General features: G+C 57.3%; 14 protein-coding genes and 3 pseudogenes. 8 read left to right on the forward strand and 9 right to left on the reverse strand.

What is annotated here, in order from left to right; all coding sequences use genetic code 11:
* Position 1 precedes the first annotated feature (1 nt).
* The 4 genes and pseudogenes from thyA to rppH form a co-directional block, all read right to left on the reverse strand.
* The gene (thyA, locus tag WLO32_RS16425; RefSeq protein WP_435946091.1) at positions 2–796 is read right to left on the reverse strand and encodes a thymidylate synthase; all 795 of its coding nucleotides are present in this window, start codon (positions 794–796) and stop codon (positions 2–4) included.
* 6 nt (positions 797–802) lie between these two features.
* Positions 803–1,679, reverse strand: a pseudogene (gene lgt, locus WLO32_RS16430) (prolipoprotein diacylglyceryl transferase).
* Between the two features lie 170 nt (positions 1,680–1,849).
* Positions 1,850–4,097, reverse strand: a pseudogene (ptsP, locus tag WLO32_RS16435) (phosphoenolpyruvate--protein phosphotransferase).
* A gap of 12 nt (positions 4,098–4,109) precedes the next feature.
* Positions 4,110–4,640, reverse strand: a complete 531-nt coding sequence (gene rppH, locus WLO32_RS16440; RefSeq protein WP_034498067.1) for an RNA pyrophosphohydrolase — start codon at positions 4,638–4,640, stop codon at positions 4,110–4,112.
* 686 nt (positions 4,641–5,326) lie between these two features.
* Between rppH and mutH the strand changes: the two genes are divergently transcribed.
* The 4 genes from mutH to WLO32_RS16460 all read left to right on the forward strand — a co-directional run bounded on the left by mutH (position 5,327) and on the right by WLO32_RS16460 (position 8,330).
* Entirely contained in the window at positions 5,327–6,013 is a 687-nt protein-coding gene (gene mutH, locus WLO32_RS16445) for a DNA mismatch repair endonuclease MutH (RefSeq protein WP_435946092.1), read from the forward strand.
* A 72-nt stretch (positions 6,014–6,085) separates the two neighbouring features.
* A complete protein-coding gene (locus WLO32_RS16450) occupies positions 6,086–6,799 on the forward strand; it encodes a TerC family protein (RefSeq protein ID WP_435946094.1) in 714 nt (237 codons plus the stop codon).
* A gap of 128 nt (positions 6,800–6,927) precedes the next feature.
* On the forward strand, positions 6,928–7,146 hold the full coding sequence (locus tag WLO32_RS16455) for a YgdI/YgdR family lipoprotein (RefSeq protein WP_121263997.1): 219 nt from the start codon (positions 6,928–6,930) through the stop codon (positions 7,144–7,146).
* Between the two features lie 143 nt (positions 7,147–7,289).
* Positions 7,290–8,330: an NADP(H)-dependent aldo-keto reductase gene (locus tag WLO32_RS16460; protein ID WP_435946095.1), complete on the forward strand. Its 1,041-nt coding sequence runs from the start codon at positions 7,290–7,292 to the stop codon at positions 8,328–8,330.
* Positions 8,331–8,365: 35 nt separating this feature from the next.
* Here WLO32_RS16460 and lplT read toward each other — a convergent pair whose 3' ends face one another.
* Together lplT and aas are read right to left on the reverse strand one after the other, a co-directional pair.
* Complete coding sequence (gene lplT / locus WLO32_RS16465; protein ID WP_435946097.1) at positions 8,366–9,562, reverse strand: lysophospholipid transporter LplT; 1,197 nt, start codon at positions 9,560–9,562, stop codon at positions 8,366–8,368.
* Positions 9,555–11,705: a bifunctional acyl-ACP--phospholipid O-acyltransferase/long-chain-fatty-acid--ACP ligase gene (aas, locus tag WLO32_RS16470; protein ID WP_435946098.1), complete on the reverse strand. Its 2,151-nt coding sequence runs from the start codon at positions 11,703–11,705 to the stop codon at positions 9,555–9,557. Before aas ends, lplT begins: the two co-directional genes overlap by 8 nt.
* A 682-nt stretch (positions 11,706–12,387) precedes the next feature.
* Here aas and galR point away from each other — a divergent pair.
* Both galR and WLO32_RS16480 read left to right on the forward strand, forming a co-directional pair.
* On the forward strand, positions 12,388–13,395 hold the full coding sequence (gene galR / locus WLO32_RS16475) for an HTH-type transcriptional regulator GalR (protein WP_435946099.1): 1,008 nt from the start codon (positions 12,388–12,390) through the stop codon (positions 13,393–13,395).
* A 211-nt stretch (positions 13,396–13,606) separates the two neighbouring features.
* Positions 13,607–14,638, forward strand: coding sequence for a LacI family DNA-binding transcriptional regulator (locus WLO32_RS16480; protein WP_435946100.1), 1,032 nt, complete (start codon positions 13,607–13,609; stop codon positions 14,636–14,638).
* Here WLO32_RS16480 and lysA read toward each other — a convergent pair.
* A complete protein-coding gene (gene lysA / locus WLO32_RS16485) occupies positions 14,630–15,892 on the reverse strand; it encodes a diaminopimelate decarboxylase (RefSeq protein WP_435946101.1) in 1,263 nt (420 codons plus the stop codon). The genes WLO32_RS16480 and lysA overlap by 9 nt on opposite strands.
* Before the next feature lie 146 nt (positions 15,893–16,038).
* Between lysA and WLO32_RS16490 the strand changes: the two genes are divergently transcribed.
* Positions 16,039–16,962, forward strand: a complete 924-nt coding sequence (locus tag WLO32_RS16490) for a LysR family transcriptional regulator (protein ID WP_435946102.1) — start codon at positions 16,039–16,041, stop codon at positions 16,960–16,962.
* 1 nt (position 16,963) lies between these two features.
* Here WLO32_RS16490 and WLO32_RS16495 read toward each other — a convergent pair whose 3' ends face one another.
* Both WLO32_RS16495 and WLO32_RS16500 read right to left on the reverse strand, forming a co-directional pair.
* Positions 16,964–18,130: an MFS transporter gene (locus WLO32_RS16495; protein WP_435946103.1), complete on the reverse strand. Its 1,167-nt coding sequence runs from the start codon at positions 18,128–18,130 to the stop codon at positions 16,964–16,966.
* Positions 18,131–18,333: 203 nt separating this feature from the next.
* Positions 18,334–19,033: pseudogene (locus WLO32_RS16500) on the reverse strand (aspartate/glutamate racemase).
* 162 nt (positions 19,034–19,195) lie between these two features.
* On the opposite strand from WLO32_RS16500, the gene WLO32_RS16505 reads away from it, so the two are divergent.
* The gene (locus WLO32_RS16505; RefSeq protein WP_435946105.1) at positions 19,196–19,519 is read left to right on the forward strand and encodes a cupin domain-containing protein; all 324 of its coding nucleotides are present in this window, start codon (positions 19,196–19,198) and stop codon (positions 19,517–19,519) included.
* The last annotated feature ends 10 nt before the right edge of the window (positions 19,520–19,529 follow it).

A 19,529-nucleotide genomic window follows, 5' to 3' on the forward strand; every position in this document is an offset into this window, starting at 1 on the left:
ATTAGATAGCGACAGGGGCTTTGATAGCCGGATGCGGATCGTAGCCTTCAATCTCGAAGTCTTCGAAACGATAGTCGAACAGCGATGCGGGCTTACGCTTGATAACCAGCTTTGGCAACGCGCGCGGTTCACGGGTCAGCTGCAGTTTCGTCTGCTCAAGGTGGTTGCTGTACAGGTGGGTGTCGCCACCGGTCCAGACAAAATCGCCCGGTTCGAGATCGCATTGCTGCGCCATCATATGCACCAGCAGCGCATAGCTTGCGATATTAAACGGCAGGCCGAGGAAGATATCGCAGGAGCGCTGATAGAGCTGGCAGGAAAGCTTACCGTCGGCCACGTAGAACTGGAAGAAGGCGTGGCAGGGCGCCAGCGCCATTTTGTCCAGTTCGCCCACGTTCCACGCGGAAACAATGATTCGACGCGAGTCCGGATCGTTTTTCAGCTGGCTTATCACGGTGGCGAGCTGGTCAATGTGGCGGCCGTCAGGCGTCGCCCACGAGCGCCACTGTTTGCCATACACAGGTCCGAGATCGCCGTTTTCATCAGCCCATTCATCCCAGATGGTGACCTTGTTTTCACGCAGATAGGCGATGTTGGTATCGCCCTTCAAAAACCACAGCAGCTCGTGAATAATGGAGCGTAAATGGCAACGTTTGGTGGTAACCAGCGGGAAACCGTCCTGCAGGTTAAAACGCATCTGATGACCGAAAATCGACAGCGTGCCGGTGCCGGTGCGATCGTTTTTAGGGGTGCCTTCTGCCAGCACTTTTTTCATCAAATCAAGATACTGTTGCATATTGCCTCACGAAAGCTGCTGCTGCGGACGGCGGCGGTAAGCCCAAACCATCATAATGACGCCGGCGACAATCATCGGAATCGAGAGGATCTGCCCCATGCTGATGTACTGTACCCACGCGCCGGTAAACTGGGCGTCCGGCTGGCGGAAGAATTCGACGATGATGCGGAATGCGCCGTAACCGATAAGGAACAGGCCAGAAACCGAGCCCATGGGGCGTGGTTTACGGATAAACAGGTTAAGGATGATAAACAGCACGATGCCTTCAAGCACCATTTCGTACAGCTGGGAAGGATGGCGCGGCAATACCCCGTAGGTATTGAACAGCGACTGCCATTCCGGATGCGTCGCCAGCAGGCCGATATCTTCGCTGCGCGAGCCCGGGAAGAGCATGGCCCATCTGAAATCAGGATCGACCCGGCCCCCACAGCTCGCCGTTGATAAAGTTGCCAAGGCGGCCGGCAGCCAGGCCAAAAGGAATCAGCGGCGCAATAAAATCAGCCACCTGGAAGAAATTACGCCGGGTGCGGCGCGCGAACCAAATCATTACGCAGATAACGCCGATCAGGCCGCCGTGGAAGGACATGCCGCCGTCCCAGACTTTAAACAGATAAAGCGGATCGGCAAGGAAGGTGGGCAGATTGTAGAAGAAGACATAGCCGAGACGACCGCCGAGGAAAACCCCAAGGAAGCCCGCGTACAGCAGGTTTTCTACTTCATTTTTGGTCCAGCCGCTTCCTGGTTTGTTGGCGCGCCGTCCGGCCAGCCACATGGCAAAAACAAACCCGACCAGGTACATCATGCCGTACCAGTGCAGGGAGACCGGCCCGACGGAAAAAATCACCGGGTCAAATTCAGGGAACCGCAGATAGCCACTATTCATAGTCATCACAAGCCATTGTTATCCCACCGGTTTAAGGCGGCAGGTTGCAAATACGCACCGTGCCGATGCGCTCCGAAAGCGCCGAATCATAGCACAAAGGGCGCGGCGATTAAGTCTGCGAAGTTGTAAAAGATATGTCATCCCGGCTCCCGGACCCGGCACCAGGCGCTTTAGCGCCCGCCGCGGATCAGCCCGCCCATGCCGCGCCGTTCCATAAACGAGGCGACCTGATGGCGAACTTCCGTCGCCAGCTGGGCCTCAAGGCTGCGCTCCGCCAGGCTGCGGGCTTCTTCAAGATTTATGTGGCGCAGCAGGTATTTCACGCGCGCAACCGAGCGGCCATTCATGGAAAGATGGCGATAGCCCATCCCTACCAGCAGCGCCACGCACATCGGATCGCCTGCCATTTCGCCGCACAGGCACAGGTCTATGCCGTGGCGTTCGGCTTCGCGGGCGATATGCTGCAGCACCCGCAGCATGGCCGGATGCAGGCTGTCGTACAAACTGGCGACGCGGGTATTGTTGCGATCCACCGCCAGCAAATACTGCGTCAGGTCGTTAGTGCCGACGGAAATAAAATCTACCCGGCTGGCGAGGTGTGCCATCATAAAGACCATCGACGGCACTTCCACCATAACGCCCAGGCGGGGTTTGGGCAGCGCGTAGCCCAGCACCTCTTCCACCTCGCGCCCGGCCCTGTCGATAAGGCGGCGCGCTTCGTCCACCTCATCCAGGCTCGTAATCATCGGCAGCAGGATGCTTAAGTTGCCCGTCGCCGCGTTGGCTCGCAGCATGGCGCGAACCTGCACCAGGAAGATCTCCGGCTGGTCGAGCGTGATGCGAATGCCGCGCCAGCCGAGGCAAGGGTTCTCTTCGCTAATGGGCATATACGGCAGCTGTTTGTCAGCGCCGACGTCCAGCGTACGCAGCGTTACCGGCTTTTCGTTGAACATCTGCAGCATGCCCTGATACTGCGCGACCTGCTCTTCTTCGGAGGGAAAACCGCTTTGCAGCATGAAAGGTATTTCGGTGCGATACAGGCCGATGCCGTCGATGCGGCTACCGAGATTTTCTTCATGCTCCGGGCTAAGGCCCTGCGTTGAGCATGACCTGAACGCGCTCGCCGCTTTTGAGCGCCGCGGGCATGTCTACGTCATCTTCCGCAAGGCGGCTTAGCTCGTTTTCCTCGCTGATAAGGCGCTGATATTCCTGCAGCAGAACCGGCTCGGGATCGACCAGCAGCTCGCCGCGATAGCCGTCCACCACCAGCGTCCGGCGATGCAGCACCGAGGGCTGGATATCCGCCCCCATCACCGTCGGGATGCCCAGCGCCCGCACCATAATGGCGGCATGGGAGTTTGCGGCGCCGTCGCGCACCACTACCCCGGCAAGACGGTTTTGCGGCAGTTCCGCAAGGGTGGTCGCTGAGAGTTCGTCAGCCACCAGCACAAAGCGTTCCGGCCAGGTATTCGGCCCCTGGATGGTGTCGTCAAGATGGAACAGCAGGCGTTGCCCAAGCGTTCTCAGGTCGCCGGCGCGTTCTTTCAGGTAGCTGTCCGACAGGCTGGCGAACTGTTCGGCAAATTTCTCGACGACCTTTTTAACCGCCCACTCCGCAACCGAACCTTTATCCACTTCACCATACAGTTCGCGGCGCAGACGGGCGTCGGTTAACAGGTGAGAGTAAAGATCGAAAATAGCGGCGGTTTCTTTCTGCGCGCCCGCGGCAAAGCGTTTGCTGTAGCGGCGAAATTCGTTCGAGGCCTCTTCCAGGGCGGCCGTAAGGCGTTCACGCTCGCGGGTGGTGTCAAGCGTTGAGGCTTCAGAGACCTGCTCCATTAGCGGGAGCGTGGAGTCCATCCATCCTTCAGCAATGGCCACCCCGGGCGAGGCGGGCAGCGCACGAATTCGCGTCTGGCGATACTGGCCAAATAAAGCCGCAAGCTGTGACTGGGAAAGAATGCCCGCCATCTGCGTGGCAAGGGTGACCAGGAAGGACTCTTCGCTTTCGTCGTACTGACGGTGCTCACGTTGTTGCACCACCAGCACGCCCAGCAGCTGACGCCGCTGGATGATCGGCACCCCGAGAAAGGCGCGGAAGCGCTCTTCTTTTACCGCCGGAACGTATTTGAAGCTGGGGTGTTTTTGGGCATCCGCAAGGTTGATGGGTTCGGCAAGCCGCCCGACCAGGCCGACAATGCCTTCATCAAATGCGAGGGTGATGGTACGGCCGCGCGGCTTTTTCAGCCCTCGGGTCGCCATCAGGTAGTAGCAGCGGCGGTCGCTGTCTGCGAGATAGACCGAGCAGACCTCGGTGTCCATCGCAAGGCAGATATCGGTGACCAGGATATCCAGCGCCTCATTGAGGCGCGGGGCGCTGGCTACCTTTTCAACTATTTCTCGCAAACGGGTGAGCATTTTTTGCGTGACTTAACCTCTTTTACGTCGCCATGCCGGCGCGTTATTGCGTGGTGGCGTAACTTCCTGCAGCGGCATAACGACGCTGGCAAACTCTTTCATCACCCGACGATAAACATCGCGTTTAAAGGAGACTACCTGGCGTACTGGATACCAGTAGCTCACCCAGCGCCAGCCATCGAACTCCGGAGTGCTGCTGGTTTGCATATTGATGTCGTTATCTGAGCTTATCAACTGCAAAAGAAACCATTTTTGTTTCTGGCCGATACAAACCGGCTTTGTGTCCCAACGCACCAAACGTTTCGGTAATTTGTAACGTAACCAGTTGCGGGTCGAGGCGAGGATGCGGACATCTTTGCGCTGTAAACCAACTTCCTCAAAAAGCTCACGGTACATCGCCTGCTCAGGAGATTCGCCAGGATTAATGCCACCCTGCGGAAACTGCCAGGAATGCTGGCCAAAACGCCTGGCCCACATCACCTGCCCTTGCCGATTACAGATTACAATACCAACATTCGGGCGGTAGCCATCATCATCGATCACCGGACTACCTCAAAGAAAACCTGGATTGCAGCGATTGTTTCATACAAGCCTCAGGCGGTAAACCACTCTTAACGGTGAACATTGACGAATAACATTTGAATAACTCACAAATTTAACCAGAGTTATAAACAGATTCGGAGAATGCACCGCGATTTTATTCACTTTTTCTGTGGATATAACTGTGAAAAACTAGCCGATAGTCTCGGGACAACTTCCGATAACGGAAATTAAGAACAATCCTGAAAGACTATTAATACATTTAAATTCAAATGGATAAATAAAAATCCGTTGCTCCGGTTTTTCATAATGTGATGCGCCTCACACCTGAGGATCCTTTGCTGATGAAAGATCGAGCAATGTCGTTTTTATCCACAGATTGTGCCAACAAGTTAGGCACAATTCGCTGAAAAAATGTGTTTCACCCCGCCGTCAAGGCTGTAAATGGAACCAGTAGTGTCGGTTTTACCCAGTTATCCCATTTTTCTGTGGATAACCCGGTGTAAGATCCTGTTCATTGTCGGTGACCAGAAATGGAAAAGATTTTTTCACAGCGTTCAATATGCGCATTTTAAGAAAAAAAGTCATTACAAATCATGAAATTGATATTCCCTGCCGCGGCAGGCTAAACTATTTCCGCACCGTGGGTAAACCACGGTTATTTTTTAACCACATGGCAGTCAGGCGTTATGCACTCACTACGACCCTTGCTTCACCCACCGGAAAACGAACAGATTTTGCTGGCCCAGGCCCAGCAGCTTGCCGGCTATACGCTCGGAGAACTGGCCGCGCTTGCGGGCCTCGCCATTCCGCCGGATCTGAAACGCGATAAAGGCTGGATCGGCATTTTGCTGGAGCTGTGGCTTGGCGCAAGCGCGGGAAGCAAGCCCGAGCAGGACTTTGCCGCGTTGGGCATTGAGCTAAAAACCATTCCGATAGACCAGCGGGGCCGTCCGCTGGAAACCACCTTCGTTTGCGTAGCGCCGCTTACCGGCAATACCGGCGTGGTGTGGGAAACCAGCCACGTGCGCCATAAGCTAAAGCGGGTATTGTGGATCCCGGTAGAGGGCGAACGGCAGATCCCGCTTGCCGAGCGCCGCGTCGGCGCGCCGCTGTTATGGGAACCCTCAGAAGAAGAGGATCGTCAGCTAAGGCTCGACTGGGAAGAGCTGATGGACCTCATAGTGCTCGGCCAGGTAGAGCGCATTACCGCGCGCCACGGCGAAGTGCTGCAGCTGCGCCCGAAAGCGGCCAACAGCAAAGCGCTTACCGAAGCCGTAGGCACCGACGGCTCGCGCATCCTCACGCTGCCGCGGGGTTTTTATCTGAAAAAGAACTTCACCGGACGGCTTCTGGCGCGCCATTTCTGCCTGTAGCGCCAATTTAATTTTTACTCCCTTTCCGGCACGCGCTTATAATTAGCGTTTTCATTTTTTGGCAGGACTTTTTTGATGTTTGCATGGATCTCAGACCCCAACGCGTGGATGGCTTTAGGCACGCTGACGATTCTGGAAATCGTACTGGGTATCGACAATATTATTTTCCTCTCGCTGGTGGTGGCGAAACTCCCTAAAGAGCAGCAGCAAAGAGCGCGACGTCTTGGTTTAGGCGCCGCCATGCTTATGCGTCTGGCGCTGTTGGCCTCCATCGCGTGGGTTATTCGCTTAACCACGCCGCTGTTTACCGTGCTGGGCAACGAAATTTCAGCGCGGGATTTGATTCTGCTGCTTGGGGGCCTGTTCCTTATCTGGAAAGCCAGCAAGGAGATCCACGAATCCATCGAAGGTGAAGAAGAAGGGATTAAAACCAACGTTCACTCCTTCTTCGGCGCTATCGTGCAAATCATGCTGCTGGATATTATCTTCAGCCTGGATTCGGTGATCACCGCCGTCGGCCTGTCCGATCATCTGTTTATTATGATGGCCGCGGTGGTGATTGCGGTGGGGGTTATGATGTTCGCCGCCCGCGCGATTGGCGACTTCGTCGACCGTCACCCGTCGGTGAAAATGCTCGCCCTGGCGTTCCTGCTGCTGGTCGGCTTCACGCTGATTCTCGAAAGCTTCGATATTCACGTGCCGAAGGGCTACATCTACTTTGCGATGTTCTTCTCTATCGCCGTTGAAAGCCTTAACCTCATCCGCAATAAAAAAAATCCGCTCTAGCCCGCAAAGGGGAAAGGCTTTGACCCTTTCCCCTGATTTATTTTAAGAATTTCCTGCTTATCCCCTCGCCTTTATAAAGTTATTACTAAACTATGTAGGTCATTTCATTCCTGACGAGGCGAATAACGATGAAAAAATGGGCAGTTGTAATTTCCGCTATCGGTATGGCATGCGCGGTTTCTGGCTGCAGCAGCGACTACGTGATGGCCACCAAAGATGGCCGCATGATCCTCACCGACGGCAAACCGCAGATTGATGATGAAACCGGGCTGGTGAGCTACCGCGATCAGCAGGGCAACGAAATGCAGATCAATCGTGACGATGTGTCGCAAATTATTGAACGCTAAATTCTGAAGGTCAGCGCCTCGCTGGCCTGAATACTTTTCTTATCTCCCCTCTTTCGCTTTTGCTTCCCCTCTGCCATGTTAATAGTCCTTTTTTGTCGGGCGCCTGCCTGATGTGGTCTGGTAGAAGAATAAGGAAGCCGGTTATGCATTATCACCGTATCCCCCACAGCTCTCTTGAAATAAGCACGCTGGGCTTAGGAACCATGACGTTTGGTGAGCAAAACAGCGAAGCCGACGCCCATTCCCAACTCGATTACGCCGTAAGCCAGGGTGTGAACCTGATTGACGTCGCGGAGATGTATCCGGTGCCGCCGCGCCCGGAAACGCAGGGATTAACCGAAACCTACGTAGGCAACTGGCTTAAGCTGCGCGGCAACCGCGATAAGCTGGTGATCGCTTCTAAAGTCAGCGGACCAAGCCGCAATAACGATGCGGGGATCCGCCCGAATCAGATCCTCGATCGCAAAAACATCCGTGACGCGCTGGATGCGAGCCTGAAGCGCCTGCAAACCGACTATCTCGATCTGTATCAGGTGCACTGGCCGCAGCGCGCCACCAACTGCTTTGGCAAACTGGGCTACGCCTGGACGGATAATGCGGTCCCGGTCACGCTGCTGGAAACGCTCGAGGCGCTGGCGGAGTTCCAGCGCGCCGGGAAAATTCGCTATATCGGCGTATCCAATGAAACGCCGTGGGGCGTGATGCGCTATCTGCAGCTGGCGGAAAAGCACGATCTGCCGCGCATTGTCACCATTCAGAATCCCTACAGCCTGGTGAACCGCAGTTTTGAGGTGGGCCTTGCGGAAATTACCCAGCGCGAAGGCGTTGAGCTGCTCGCCTATTCCTGTCTCGCCTTCGGCACGCTAACGGGGAAATACCTGAACGGCGCGAAGCCTGCCGGCGCGCGTAATACGCTGTTTAGCCGCTTTACCCGCTATAGCGGAGAGCAAACACAGCGGGCGGTCGCCGCCTATGTGGAAGTGGCGAAACGCCACGGTCTGGATCCGGCGCAGATGGCGCTGGCCTTCGTGCGCCGCCAGCCGTTCGTCGCCAGCACGCTGCTGGGGGCAACGACGCTGGAGCAGCTGAAAACGAACCTTGAGAGCCTGCATCTGGAATTAGGCGAAGAGGTGATTGAAGAGCTCGAAGCGGTGCACCGCGTTTATACCTATCCTGCGCCTTAAGATAAAAACGCCCTCTCACTGAGAGGGCGCATATTTCATTTCTGCCGTATCTGCCAGACCCACAGCGCGCTGATGGCCAGCGCAAACACCACGCCAAAGCCGATGCCGATGCCGACAATCGGCGCGCCGGCTTTCACCGCCAGCGAATACAGCCCGAGCATCAGCAGCATCGCGGCATTCTCGCCGAGGTTCTGCACCGCAATCGCGTTGCCTGCTCCCACGGTGCGCTTTCCACGTTCCTGCAGCAGCGCGTTGAGCGGCACGACGAAGAAACCGCCCAGCACGCCAATCAGCAGCAGCAGGGCATAGGATGGCAGCAGCGCCTGCTGCATGGCGAAGAACAATACGCCTGCGCCAATCAAAATCCCCGCGGGCATACAGCGCGACACGGTTTCGAGCGTCACCAGCTTCGCCGCGGCGCCCGCCCCTACAACAATGCCTACCGCCACCATCGCATTGAGATAGGTCGGCGTGGCGTTATCGGTTATCCCCAGCGCAACGGGCACCCACAGCACCAGCAAAAAACGCAGCGTCACGCCCGCGCCCCAGAACAGGCTGGTGCCGACGAGGGAAAAACGCGTCTCGCCGTTGCGCCACAGCGTGCGGCAGGCGTTAAAGAAGCTGCGCGTCATCGGCGTAAAACGCCATGGCTGCCCCGGACGGGCCGGGGGAAGCTTCGGGATGAAAAAGTTGGCGGCCACGGCCCCCGCATAAACCAGCACGCAAACGCCCAGCGCCGCCAGAATATGCCAGTCGGCCAGCACGCCGCCGGCCATGGAGCCCAGTAAAATCGCGGCAATGGTTGAGGACTCCATAATGCCGTTGGCTTTCACCAGGCGATCGCCGGTGGTTAATTCCCCCAGGATGCCGTATTTCGCCGGCGAATAGGCCGCCGCCCCTACTCCCACCAGCGTATAGCCGACAAAAGGATTCAGCCCCAGACAGATGACCCCGGCGCCCACCAGCTTCAGGCCATTCGCCAACATCATCACTCGCCCTTTGGCGAAGCTGTCCGCAATTTGTCCAACGAACGGGGCGAAGAGAATATAGGCCCCGACGAAAACCATTTGCAGCACCGGCTGGCTCCAGTCGGGATAAAACTGCTGCTTGAGGACCGCAAGCGTGGCAAAGAGTAAAGCGTTATCGCCAAAGGCGGACAGGAACTGCGCCGCCGTGACCGCCTTCATGCCTTTTGACCACAGTGAGATATCGCTTAGCGCGTTATCACGCATCCTCAGCCTCCATCTGCGCCTTCAGGGTGACAAAGTCCGGCTTGCCGCTGCCCAATACCGGCAGCTGTTTAAGGAAGCGAATATCGCGCGGTACGGCCAGCTCCGGCACGCCGTGTTCACGGGCGTAGCGCAGTAATTTTTCGCGGTCCAGCTCGCTGTCGGTGGTGAACATCACCAGCGCCTCGCCTTTTGCCGCATCGTTCTTAATAACGGTCGCATGCAGTTTGTCCGGCGAAACGCCCAGCGCCAGCTGCTCGACCATCTCCAGCGACACCATCTCGCCCGCAATCTTGGCAAAGCGTTTGGCGCGCCCCTGGATTATGCAGAATCCCTGCTCATCGAATTTCACGATATCGCCGGTGTCGTACCAGCCTTTTTCCATTTCGCCCAGCGCATTTTCCGCCGTCGGCTCTTCCAGCACGCCCGGATTTTCCACGCGCAGGTAGCCGTTCATAATGTTCGGCCCCTTAAGCTGCAGGCGTCCGCCCTCTTCAATGCCGGGAACCGCTAACAGGCGGGCGTCCATTGCCGGCAGAATGCGCCCGACGGTGCCCGGTTTTGCGGCCATCGGAACGTTTATTGAGACAACCGGCGCGCACTCGGTTACGCCATAGCCTTCAAGGATGCGCAGGCCGAACTTATCCTGCCAGAGCTGCTTTGTGCTCTCCTGAAGTTTTTCGGCGCCTGCGACAACATAACGCAGGCGGAAGAAGTCGTAAGGGTTGGCGAAACGCGCGTAGTTGCCAAGGAAGGTCGAGGTGCCGAACAGCACCGTACAGTTGCGGTCGTAAACCAGCTCAGGCACCACGCGGTAATGCAGCGGGCTTGGGTAAAGGAACACCTCCGCCCCGGTCAGCAGCGGCGTAAACAGGCCGACGGTCAGGCCGAAGGAGTGGAAAAGCGGCAGCGCCGACATAAAGCGGTCGTTGGCGGTGAAGTCCGCAATAGTGCGGATCTGCTCGACGTTCGCCAGCAGGCTTTTATGGCTATGCACCACGCCTTTCGGATTGCCCTCGGAGCCGGAGGTAAACAGCACCATCGCGGCATCTTCCGGCACCTGTTTGACCTGCGCCAGATGCGGCACAAACAGATGGGCGAAGATCCACAGCTTGTCAGCGGAGGTGACTTCGCCCTTAAGATCTTCCAGGAAGACCCAACGCACCTGGGTCAGTTGCTCCGGCAGGTGCCACAGCTTGCCTTTATCGAGGAACTGGCGCGAGGTGAAGACCGTTTTGATTTGCGCGGCGGTAATAGCGCTGGTCAGCCCTTTTACGCCCGCCGTGTAGTTCATCATCGCCGGAACGCGGCCCCGGGAGGATGCGCCGAAGATCACCGCCGCGCTGATTGCCGCGTTCGGCAGCATCAGGCCGATGGTTTCCCCCGCCTCGCTGTACTTGTTGAGAATTCTGCCGACAAACAGCGTTTTGGTCAGCAAGGAGCGGTAGGTGTCCGGCTTGAAGTTTATATCTTCAATGCAGTTTTTGCGCGAGCCGTAGCGGTACTGCGCGGAAAGCAAAGCCTGATACAGGGTTTCGCGCGGGCGCACCGCCATAGCGGCTTCCATCATAATCTGATGCAGCATTTCCCCCGCCATTTTACGACGGTCGCGGGCGCGCGGCGCATCCGGCATAGGAACGGAAGTCGGCGGCAGAATGTGCAGGCTGATGCGTGGAAACAGGCGCTGTTTCACCAGGCCCTGCAGGCGGCTAAAAAAGGTTAGCTCCGCGCCGTTAATGCGCACAGGGATCACCGTGGCTTTCGCTTTAGCGGCCACAAAGCCCGCGCCTTCGTAGATTTTCATCAGCGAGCCGGTAATCGAAATACGCCCTTCCGGGAAGATAACCACCGGACGCCCCTGCTCCACCAGACGCACCAGATGCTTAATCGACATCGGCTTTGTCGGGTCAACCGGCACAAAATCAATGATTGGCTTCAGCCAGCGCATGTACCACTGCTGGCTAATAGAGGAGTAGACGGCAAAAACCGGACGTATCGGCAAAAACAACGCCAGCAGGATGCCGTCAATAAAGGAGACATGGTTTGGAACAATCAGCACGCGCGGCAGGGTGAGCGCGCTGATATCGCCGGACAAACGCACCCGAAAAAGAATGCGAAATAGCGCGCGAAAGAAACCTAACAGCATATCAACTCCCTTTGTCGTTAATCGGTACAAAGACTTAATTGTAGTTGCAGCAGATTACACGAGTCGCCCTGATGGCGCGAGAGTGGGAGCGGGGCTGAAAAAAAGCAAAAAAAAACCTGCGCATCTGCGCAGGTCGGTGCAAGAAGAATTGTACACACAGCGTACGAAGAATTCTCACCAATCAATACCTCTGGGATCTGAATTGTGGCGCAGGAGATGAAGGCTAACCAGCGGGAAAAAGCAAAGGAATGAGCCGAAGTGCAACCAGGTGTTTAAAATCTCGCTTCTTGTTACAGGTCGCGCTTATCAGGCAAAAAAAACCTGCGCATCCGCGCAGGCTGGTGTAATTTTTGTGGTCAGCATCAGGCGCCGACGTCACCTATCAATACCTCTGGGACTTCAAATGTAGCAGCGGCTCAACGGCTTGCGCCACGGCGAAATCGCAACAGCGCACTGCAAACTGTAAGCAAAGATTTTTCCGGAAATTATTAAAAATCCGCAACATGCCGGCGTCTGCCGCTGCGCCTGATTTTCCCTGCGGCAGCTCGTGTAACGATTACACAAAGCGGCGGCGTATTTTCCTCAGCTTTGCGAGCGCTGCGATAGTTGCGCCCTTGAAGTGGCGCGGTTTTTCCGTAACACTTAGGCTTGTGTAAACGATTACCCAACGGGAAGTTAACTGATGGCGACAATTAAGGATGTAGCACGGCTTGCGGGGGTTTCTGTCGCCACGGTTTCCCGCGTGATTAACGATTCGCCGAAGGCAAGCGACGCATCGCGTCAGGCCGTGACCTGCGCGATGGAAGAACTTAACTACCATCCCAACGCCAATGCCCGCGCGCTGGCCCAGCAAACCACGGAAACTCTCGGCCTGATAGTCGGCGATGTCTCGGACCCTTTCTTTGGCGCGATGGTGAAGGCCGTAGAGCAGGTGGCCTATCGCACCGGCAACTTTCTGCTGATTGGCAACGGCTATCACAATGAACAAAAAGAGCGTCAGGCCATTGAGCAATTGATCCGCCACCGCTGCGCCGCGCTGGTGGTGCATGCCAAAAAGATCCCCGACGCCGAGCTGATCTCGTTAATGAAACAGATGCCGGGCATGGTGCTTATCAACCGTATCCTGCCGGGTTTTGAACCGCGCTGCGTGGCGCTGGACGACCGCTACGGCGCCTGGCTTGCCACCCGCCATTTGATTCAGCAGGGCCATACCAGAATCGGCTATCTGTGTTCAAACCACGCCATTTCCGATGCCGAAGATCGCCTGCAGGGCTATTACGACGCGCTAAAAGAGCACGGCATTGCGATTAACGATCGTCTGGTGACCTTCGGCGAGCCGGATGAAAGCGGCGGTGAGCAGGCGATGACCGAACTGCTCGGCCGCGGCAAGCATTTTTCCGCCGTCGCCTGTTACAACGACTCAATGGCCGCCGGGGCGATGGGCGTGCTAAACGACAACGGCATCGACGTGCCGAAAGAGATCTCGCTGATCGGCTTTGATGACGTGCTGATTTCGCGCTATGTGCGCCCGCGCCTGACCACCGTTCGCTACCCGATTGTCACCATGGCGACGCAGGCCGCCGAGCTGGCGATGGCGCTGGCGGAAAACCGCCCGCTGCCGGAAACGACGCACCTTTTTAGCCCTACGCTTGTTCGCCGCCATTCGGTGATTGCGCGAAGCGGCGAGTAAACACCCTTTGTATTACTGCAAAAAGGCGGATGTATCCCATCATTTGCCTCTTCGTCGTGCATGCCGATCGGCGGCATTGTCTAAAAGCGTGATCCTCGTATGACAATTTGCATGGCGAAGCGGTATGCCCGATCTTACCCTTCCGGCACCTGTGATAGACTGCGGTGAAAACTGCGGCATCGCGACGGAAGTCTTAATCAGGAATGAATCGATGGTAACAATGCTGGACGTCTCGCTACGCGCAGGTGTTTCGAAAGCAACGGTATCTCGCGTGTTGAACGGCACCGGGCAGGTGAAAGAAAGCACCCGCAAACAGGTTTTTAAGGCTATGAAAGAGTTAGGGTATCGCCCTAATTTTCTGGCGCGCTCACTGGCCAACCGCAGCAGCAACAGCGTGGGACTGGTGGTATCAACCTTTGACGGGTTTTACTTCGGCCGCCTGCTGCAACAGGCCTCCCGCCAGACCGAAGTTCATGGCAAACAGCTGATAGTCACCGACGGGCACGATACGCCGCAAAAAGAGCTCGATGCGGTGCAGATGCTGGTCGACAGGCACTGCGACGCCATTGTCCTCTACACCCGCTTTATGTCCGAGCGGGCGCTAATCTCACTGATGAGCTCAATCCGCGTGCCGCTGGTGGTGATTAACCGCGATGTGACCCAGGCGCGGGAACGCTGCGTGTTCTTCGAACAGCAGGACGCGGCTTTTCAGGCGACGGAATATTTGATTCAGCAGGGCCATCGCGAAATCGCCTGCATCACCGTGCCTATCTCTACCCCGACCGGCCAGGCCCGCTTAATGGGCTATCGCAAGGCTTTGCAAAAACACGGCATTCGCTTTACCGAAGAGCGGGTGAAAAACGGCGACTCCACCATGACCGTGGGGCACCAGCTGTGCCAGGAGCTGCTGGAAAGCCAGGTCCCCTTTACGGCGCTGTTCGCCTGCAACGACGATATGGCGCTCGGCGCCTCGAAAGCGCTGCACCAGGCGGGTATGCGTATTCCGCAGGATATCTCGCTGTTCGGCTTTGACGATGCGCCCAGCGCGCAGTGGCTGCAGCCTGCGCTCTCCACCGTCTATCTGCCGATCGATAATATGATAACCACCGCCATCGACCAGGCGATCAAACTGGCTAACGGCGAAGCCTTACAGCCGATCCCGCCGTTTGTCGGCACGCTGGTGCTGCGTGAATCCGTCGCGCCCGGCCCCTGGTTTCAGCGCGGGCGCAAATCCTCAAAATAATTCCAGCGCCAGCAGCTCCTGCATAGTCTGACGACGGCGAATCAGGCGTGCGGCTCCGTTATCAAACAGCACTTCCGGTAGCAGCGGGCGGCTATTGTAATTAGACGACATGGACGCGCCGTAGGCGCCCGTATCGTGCAGCACCAGGTAATCCCCAACCTTAACTGGCGGCAGCGCGCGGGTTTCCACCTTGCCGCCTTCCTGCTGGGTAAAGACGTCGCCTGATTCGCACAGCGGTCCGGCAACCACGGTCTCCAGCAGCGGCTGCGTGGACAGGTCGCGCCCGTCGCAGGCCATGGCTGAAATATGATGATAGCTGCCGTACATGGAAGGACGCATCAGATCGTTAAAGCCTGCGTCAATCAGCACGAAGTGGCGCGAGCCCATCTCTTTTACGCAACGCACCTGGGCTACCAGCACGCCGGCTTGTGCCACAAGGAAACGCCCCGGCTCAATCTCAAGTTTGACCCCATGGCCAAGGCTGCGGGCGATTTTATCGCGCGCAGCGCTCCACAGGCCGAAATAGTGGTCGGTATCGATAGCCTCTTCCCCTTCACGATAAGGGACAGATAAACCGCCGCCTGCGGAAATCGCCTCCAGATCCTGACCGAAGTCGATAACCTGCTGCACCATCGCCCCGCATACCCGTTCCAGATGGCCGTAGTCCACGCCCGAGCCGATATGCATATGAATGCCGACCAGGTGCAGCCTGTAGCGTTGGATAATCTCCAGCGCCTGGGGCATATCCGCATGCCAGATGCCGTGCTTGCTGTTTTCGCCGCCGGTGTTGGTTTTCTGGCTGTGGCCGTGCCCAAAGCCCGGGTTGACGCGCAGCCAGACGCGATGGCCGGGAGAAACCTCGCCGAGCTGTTGCAGCATATCGACCGAGCCTGCGTTGACCGGTATTTTTTGCTCCGCCACCAGCCGTAGCGTGGCTTCATCGATCATATCGGCGGTAAACACGATATCGTCCGGGTTTTCCTGCGGGTTGAAGCCCGCCGCGAGCGCGCGTTCAATTTCGCCCTGCGACACCGAGTCCACCTTTACGCCCTGCTCGCGCATCAGGCGCAGAATATGAATATTCGAACAGGCCTTCTGCGCAAAGCGAATCACGTCGAACTGGCGCAGCTGGGCAATCTGCCGGCGGATGATTTCCGCGTCATACACCCACACCGGGCAGCCGAATTCAGCGGGCAGCGCCAGCAGATTTTGCGCGTTCAGCGCGGTGTCGTTGTTATCAAGTGGGCGTGGCATGTTTTGCTCCGGCAATAGATTATTTTCTGCATTACGCCACAGCGAAAGCTGAAGAAAAAATATCGATTTCTCGCAGGTCTATTCATATATGATATGGAATGCCCTCCCCTATCGCCGGGATTAGCAAGAGAACAGAGAACCTGACCATGCCATCCATAACGCTGCGCCATATCGAAATTTTTCATGCGGTGATGACCGCCGGCAACCTCACCGAGGCGGCGGTTTTACTGCATACTTCGCAGCCTACCGTCAGCCGCGAGCTGGCCCGCTTTGAGAAGCTTATCGGCCTGCAGCTTTTTGAACGCAGCCGCGGACGGCTGCACCCTACGGTTCAGGGGCTGCGGCTTTTCGAAGAGGTGCAGCGTTCCTGGTACGGGCTGGACAGGATCGTCAACGCCGCGGAAAGCCTGCGGGAATTTCGCCAGGGCGAGCTCTCCATCGCCTGCCTGCCGGTCTTTTCCCAGTCTTTTCTGCCGCTGCTGGTGCAGCCTTTTCTGGCGCGCTACCCGGAGCTGAGCCTGAATATCGTGCCGCAGGAATCGCCGCTGCTTGAGGAGTGGCTCTCCGCACAGCGCCACGATTTAGGGCTGACGGAAAATATCTCGACGCCCGCGGGAACGGAGCGCCAGACGTTGCTGACGCTAAACGAGGTGTGCGTGCTGCCCGCGGGGCATCGCCTGGCCCGTAAAGCAGAGCTGACGCCGCAGGATTTCGCCGGGGAAAACTACATTAGCCTGTCGCGCACCGACAGCTACCGGCAGCTGCTGGATACGCTCTTTCAGGAGCACGAGGTTAAACGCAGGATGGTGGTGGAAACGCACAGCGCGGCCTCGGTTTGCGCCATGGTGCGCGCGGGAGCGGGCATTTCGGTGGTCAACCCGCTTACGGCGCTGGACTACGCCTCAAGCGGCGTAGTCGCCCGGCGTTTCAGCGTGGCGGTGCCTTTTACCGTCAGCCTGATTCGCCCCCTGCACCGCCCCGCCTCGGCGCTGGTCAGCGCCTTTAGCGAACATATGCTTAACTTTATGCATATTTACGTCGACCCGCTAAACGCGCTGCTCGATGCCTGACTTACCTTTCCGTCACCGGATGGTGATGGCCGGTGCCGTTGCTGAAGTTAATCAGACAAATAATCAGCCCGATCGCCGCCAGCCCCGCGGCGGCAACCGGCACGGCGGTTAAACCGTAGCCGCGATCGATAACCGTGCCGCCCACCCAGGCGCCCAACGCATTGCCGACGTTAAAGGCGGCGATATTCAGCGTCGAGACCAGGTTCGGCGCGTCTTTGCCGTGCAGCACCACGTTGATCTGCAGCGCGGGAACGGTGGCGAAGGCCGCCATCGACCACAGGAACAGCGTAATTTCAGCAAGCCACATGCCGTGGCTGGTCCAGCGAAACAGCAGCGAGAAAATGGCGATAAAGGTAAAGCTCAGCATCAGGCTGACGGAAACCTTCCAGTCCGCAAGGCGCCCGCCCAGAATATTCCCAACCGTAAGCCCCGCGCCCATCAGGAACAGCGTCCAGCTCACGCCCTGGTGCGTAATGCCCGTTACCTGCAGCAGCATCGGCGCCACGTAGCTAAACAGCGCAAACATCGCTGCGGCAAAGAAGATGGTCATGGAGAGCGAAAGCCAGAGCTTGCCGTTGCCCAGCGCGCTGACCTCGCGCCGCAGATCCGTTGGCGCTTCGTCTTTTTGCGAAGGCAGGCTGACAATCAGCGCGATAAACGCCACCACGCCGATGACCGCCACGCCCCAGAAGGTAGCGCGCCAGCCGTACAGCTGTCCGAACCAGGTGCCAATCGGCACGCCGAGCACGTTGGCAAGGGTTAGCCCGGTAAACATCAGCGCAACGGCCGAGGCTTTCCGATTTGGCGCCACCAGACTTGCCGCGACCACCGCGCCGATGCCAAAGAAGGCCCCGTGGCAAAGCGCGGTGATAATGCGCGCCAGCATCAGGAAGTCATAAGAGACGGCCAGGGCGCACAGCAGGTTTCCGCAGATAAAGATCACCATCAGCAGCACCAGCGAAAGCTTGCGCGGCAGCCTTGCCGTCAGCAGAGCCATAATCGGCGCGCCAATGGCTACGCCCAGCGCATAGCCGCTGATTAGCCAGCCGGCGGTCGGAATAGAAATATGCAGATCTCCGGCCACATCGGGCAGCAGGCCCATAATGACGAACTCCGTCGTGCCGATGGCAAACGCGCTCATCGCCAGCGCCAGTAAGGAAACAGGCATGGAATAACTCCCGGATACAGATTTGACAAAAGGCGGAAGAGCCTGAGCTCAGCCGCCAGATTTGTGGGGTTCAGAGGAGCAGCTTATAAAAATAATGTGCGCTACTTAACAAATTTATAACACAGATTCCGCCGGGAATGACCCGCGGCGCGATGGGGATAAGGTTTTCGCCGCTTAATCAGCTGAAACGAAAAGGAAAAAACTTAACGCTCACCAAGCATAAAGTTGACCGCATCCGCAGCATGAATCGCGGCCGTATCAAAGACCGGCAGCGGGCAATCCTGCTGTTGCAGCAGCAGGCCCTATTTCCGTACAGCCAAAAATTACGCCCTGCGCGCCCTGCTGCTGCAGCTCATCAATGACCTGCTGGTAATATCGTCTGGACTCAGCGGTGATGTTGCCAAGGCAAAGCTCTGCGAAAATAATCTGGTTGATGCGCTGGCGCTGCGGCTCGTTCGGAATTAACGACTCAATGCCGAATTCCGCGCTCAGGCGGCCACGATAAAAATCCTGCTCCATGGTATAGCGGGTGCCCAACAGCGCAACCCTGTCCGCGCCCTGCGCAGCAATCGCCCTGCCGGTCGCGTCCGCGATATGCAAAAACGGCAGGTCGCAGCGTGACTCAATATGGTTCGCCACTTTGTGCATGGTGTTGGTACACAGCACGATGCCTTCCGCGCCCGCCTTTTGCAGCCCCAGCGCGGCATCCGCCAGCATTCCGCCCGCTTTATCCCACTCCCCGCTGGACTGGCAGGCTTCAATTTCATGAAAGTCTACGCTGTGCAGAAGGATCTTAGCCGAGTGCAGCCCGCCCAGGCGCGCCTTCACCCCTTCATTAATCAGGCGGTAATAAGGTAGGGTGGATTCCCAGCTCATGCCGCCAATCAGGCCTATCGTTTTCATTATCCGTCACCTTTTTGCCTCGATCCCTCGGTTATAGCAGAGGTTTGTCCGGCAATGAAAGCGTGATCCGCGCAGCAATTATCACGCGCGGCCTGTCGCAGGCTTTTTTTTCGCGATAGGATTATCAAAATGAAACAATGTTTCAACAGGAAGGGGCTGCGAATGTTCACCTTTTTTAAAGATACCACCCTGGACGATCTCGGCGCTGGCGTGAGCCGCCGTATTCTGGCGCACGGCGGCCAGATGATGGCGGTGCAGGTTAATTTCGCAACCGGCGCCGTTGGCCCGATGCATAATCACCCGCATGAGCAGCTAACCTACGTGCTGTCAGGCGAGTTTGAATTCACCATCGGCGAAGAGGTTCACAGGGTGAAGGCGGGCGATACGCTGTACAAAAAGCCGCACGTTATGCACGGCTGCGTATGTCTGGCTGCAGGCACGCTGCTGGACACCTTCACGCCCATCCGTGAGGATTTTCTGCAGTAACAAAAACGGC

This window comes from Dryocola mayonis, from assembly GCF_051307045.1.
Taxonomy (GTDB): domain Bacteria; phylum Pseudomonadota; class Gammaproteobacteria; order Enterobacterales; family Enterobacteriaceae; genus Dryocola.

Coding starts and splice junctions, on each gene's coding strand:
- aas (WP_435946098.1), bottom strand. CDS start 11,705: ATGCTGTTAGGTTTCTTTCGCGCGCTATTTCGCATTCTTTTTCGGGTG.
- lplT (WP_435946097.1), bottom strand. CDS start 9,562: ATGCGTGATAACGCGCTAAGCGATATCTCACTGTGGTCAAAAGGCATG.
- WLO32_RS16505 (WP_435946105.1), top strand. CDS start 19,196: ATGTTCACCTTTTTTAAAGATACCACCCTGGACGATCTCGGCGCTGGC.
- WLO32_RS16455 (WP_121263997.1), top strand. CDS start 6,928: ATGAAAAAATGGGCAGTTGTAATTTCCGCTATCGGTATGGCATGCGCG.
- WLO32_RS16460 (WP_435946095.1), top strand. CDS start 7,290: ATGCATTATCACCGTATCCCCCACAGCTCTCTTGAAATAAGCACGCTG.
- WLO32_RS16480 (WP_435946100.1), top strand. CDS start 13,607: ATGGTAACAATGCTGGACGTCTCGCTACGCGCAGGTGTTTCGAAAGCA.
- mutH (WP_435946092.1), top strand. CDS start 5,327: ATGCACTCACTACGACCCTTGCTTCACCCACCGGAAAACGAACAGATT.
- galR (WP_435946099.1), top strand. CDS start 12,388: ATGGCGACAATTAAGGATGTAGCACGGCTTGCGGGGGTTTCTGTCGCC.
- lysA (WP_435946101.1), bottom strand. CDS start 15,892: ATGCCACGCCCACTTGATAACAACGACACCGCGCTGAACGCGCAAAAT.
- thyA (WP_435946091.1), bottom strand. CDS start 796: ATGCAACAGTATCTTGATTTGATGAAAAAAGTGCTGGCAGAAGGCACC.
- WLO32_RS16490 (WP_435946102.1), top strand. CDS start 16,039: ATGCCATCCATAACGCTGCGCCATATCGAAATTTTTCATGCGGTGATG.
- WLO32_RS16495 (WP_435946103.1), bottom strand. CDS start 18,130: ATGCCTGTTTCCTTACTGGCGCTGGCGATGAGCGCGTTTGCCATCGGC.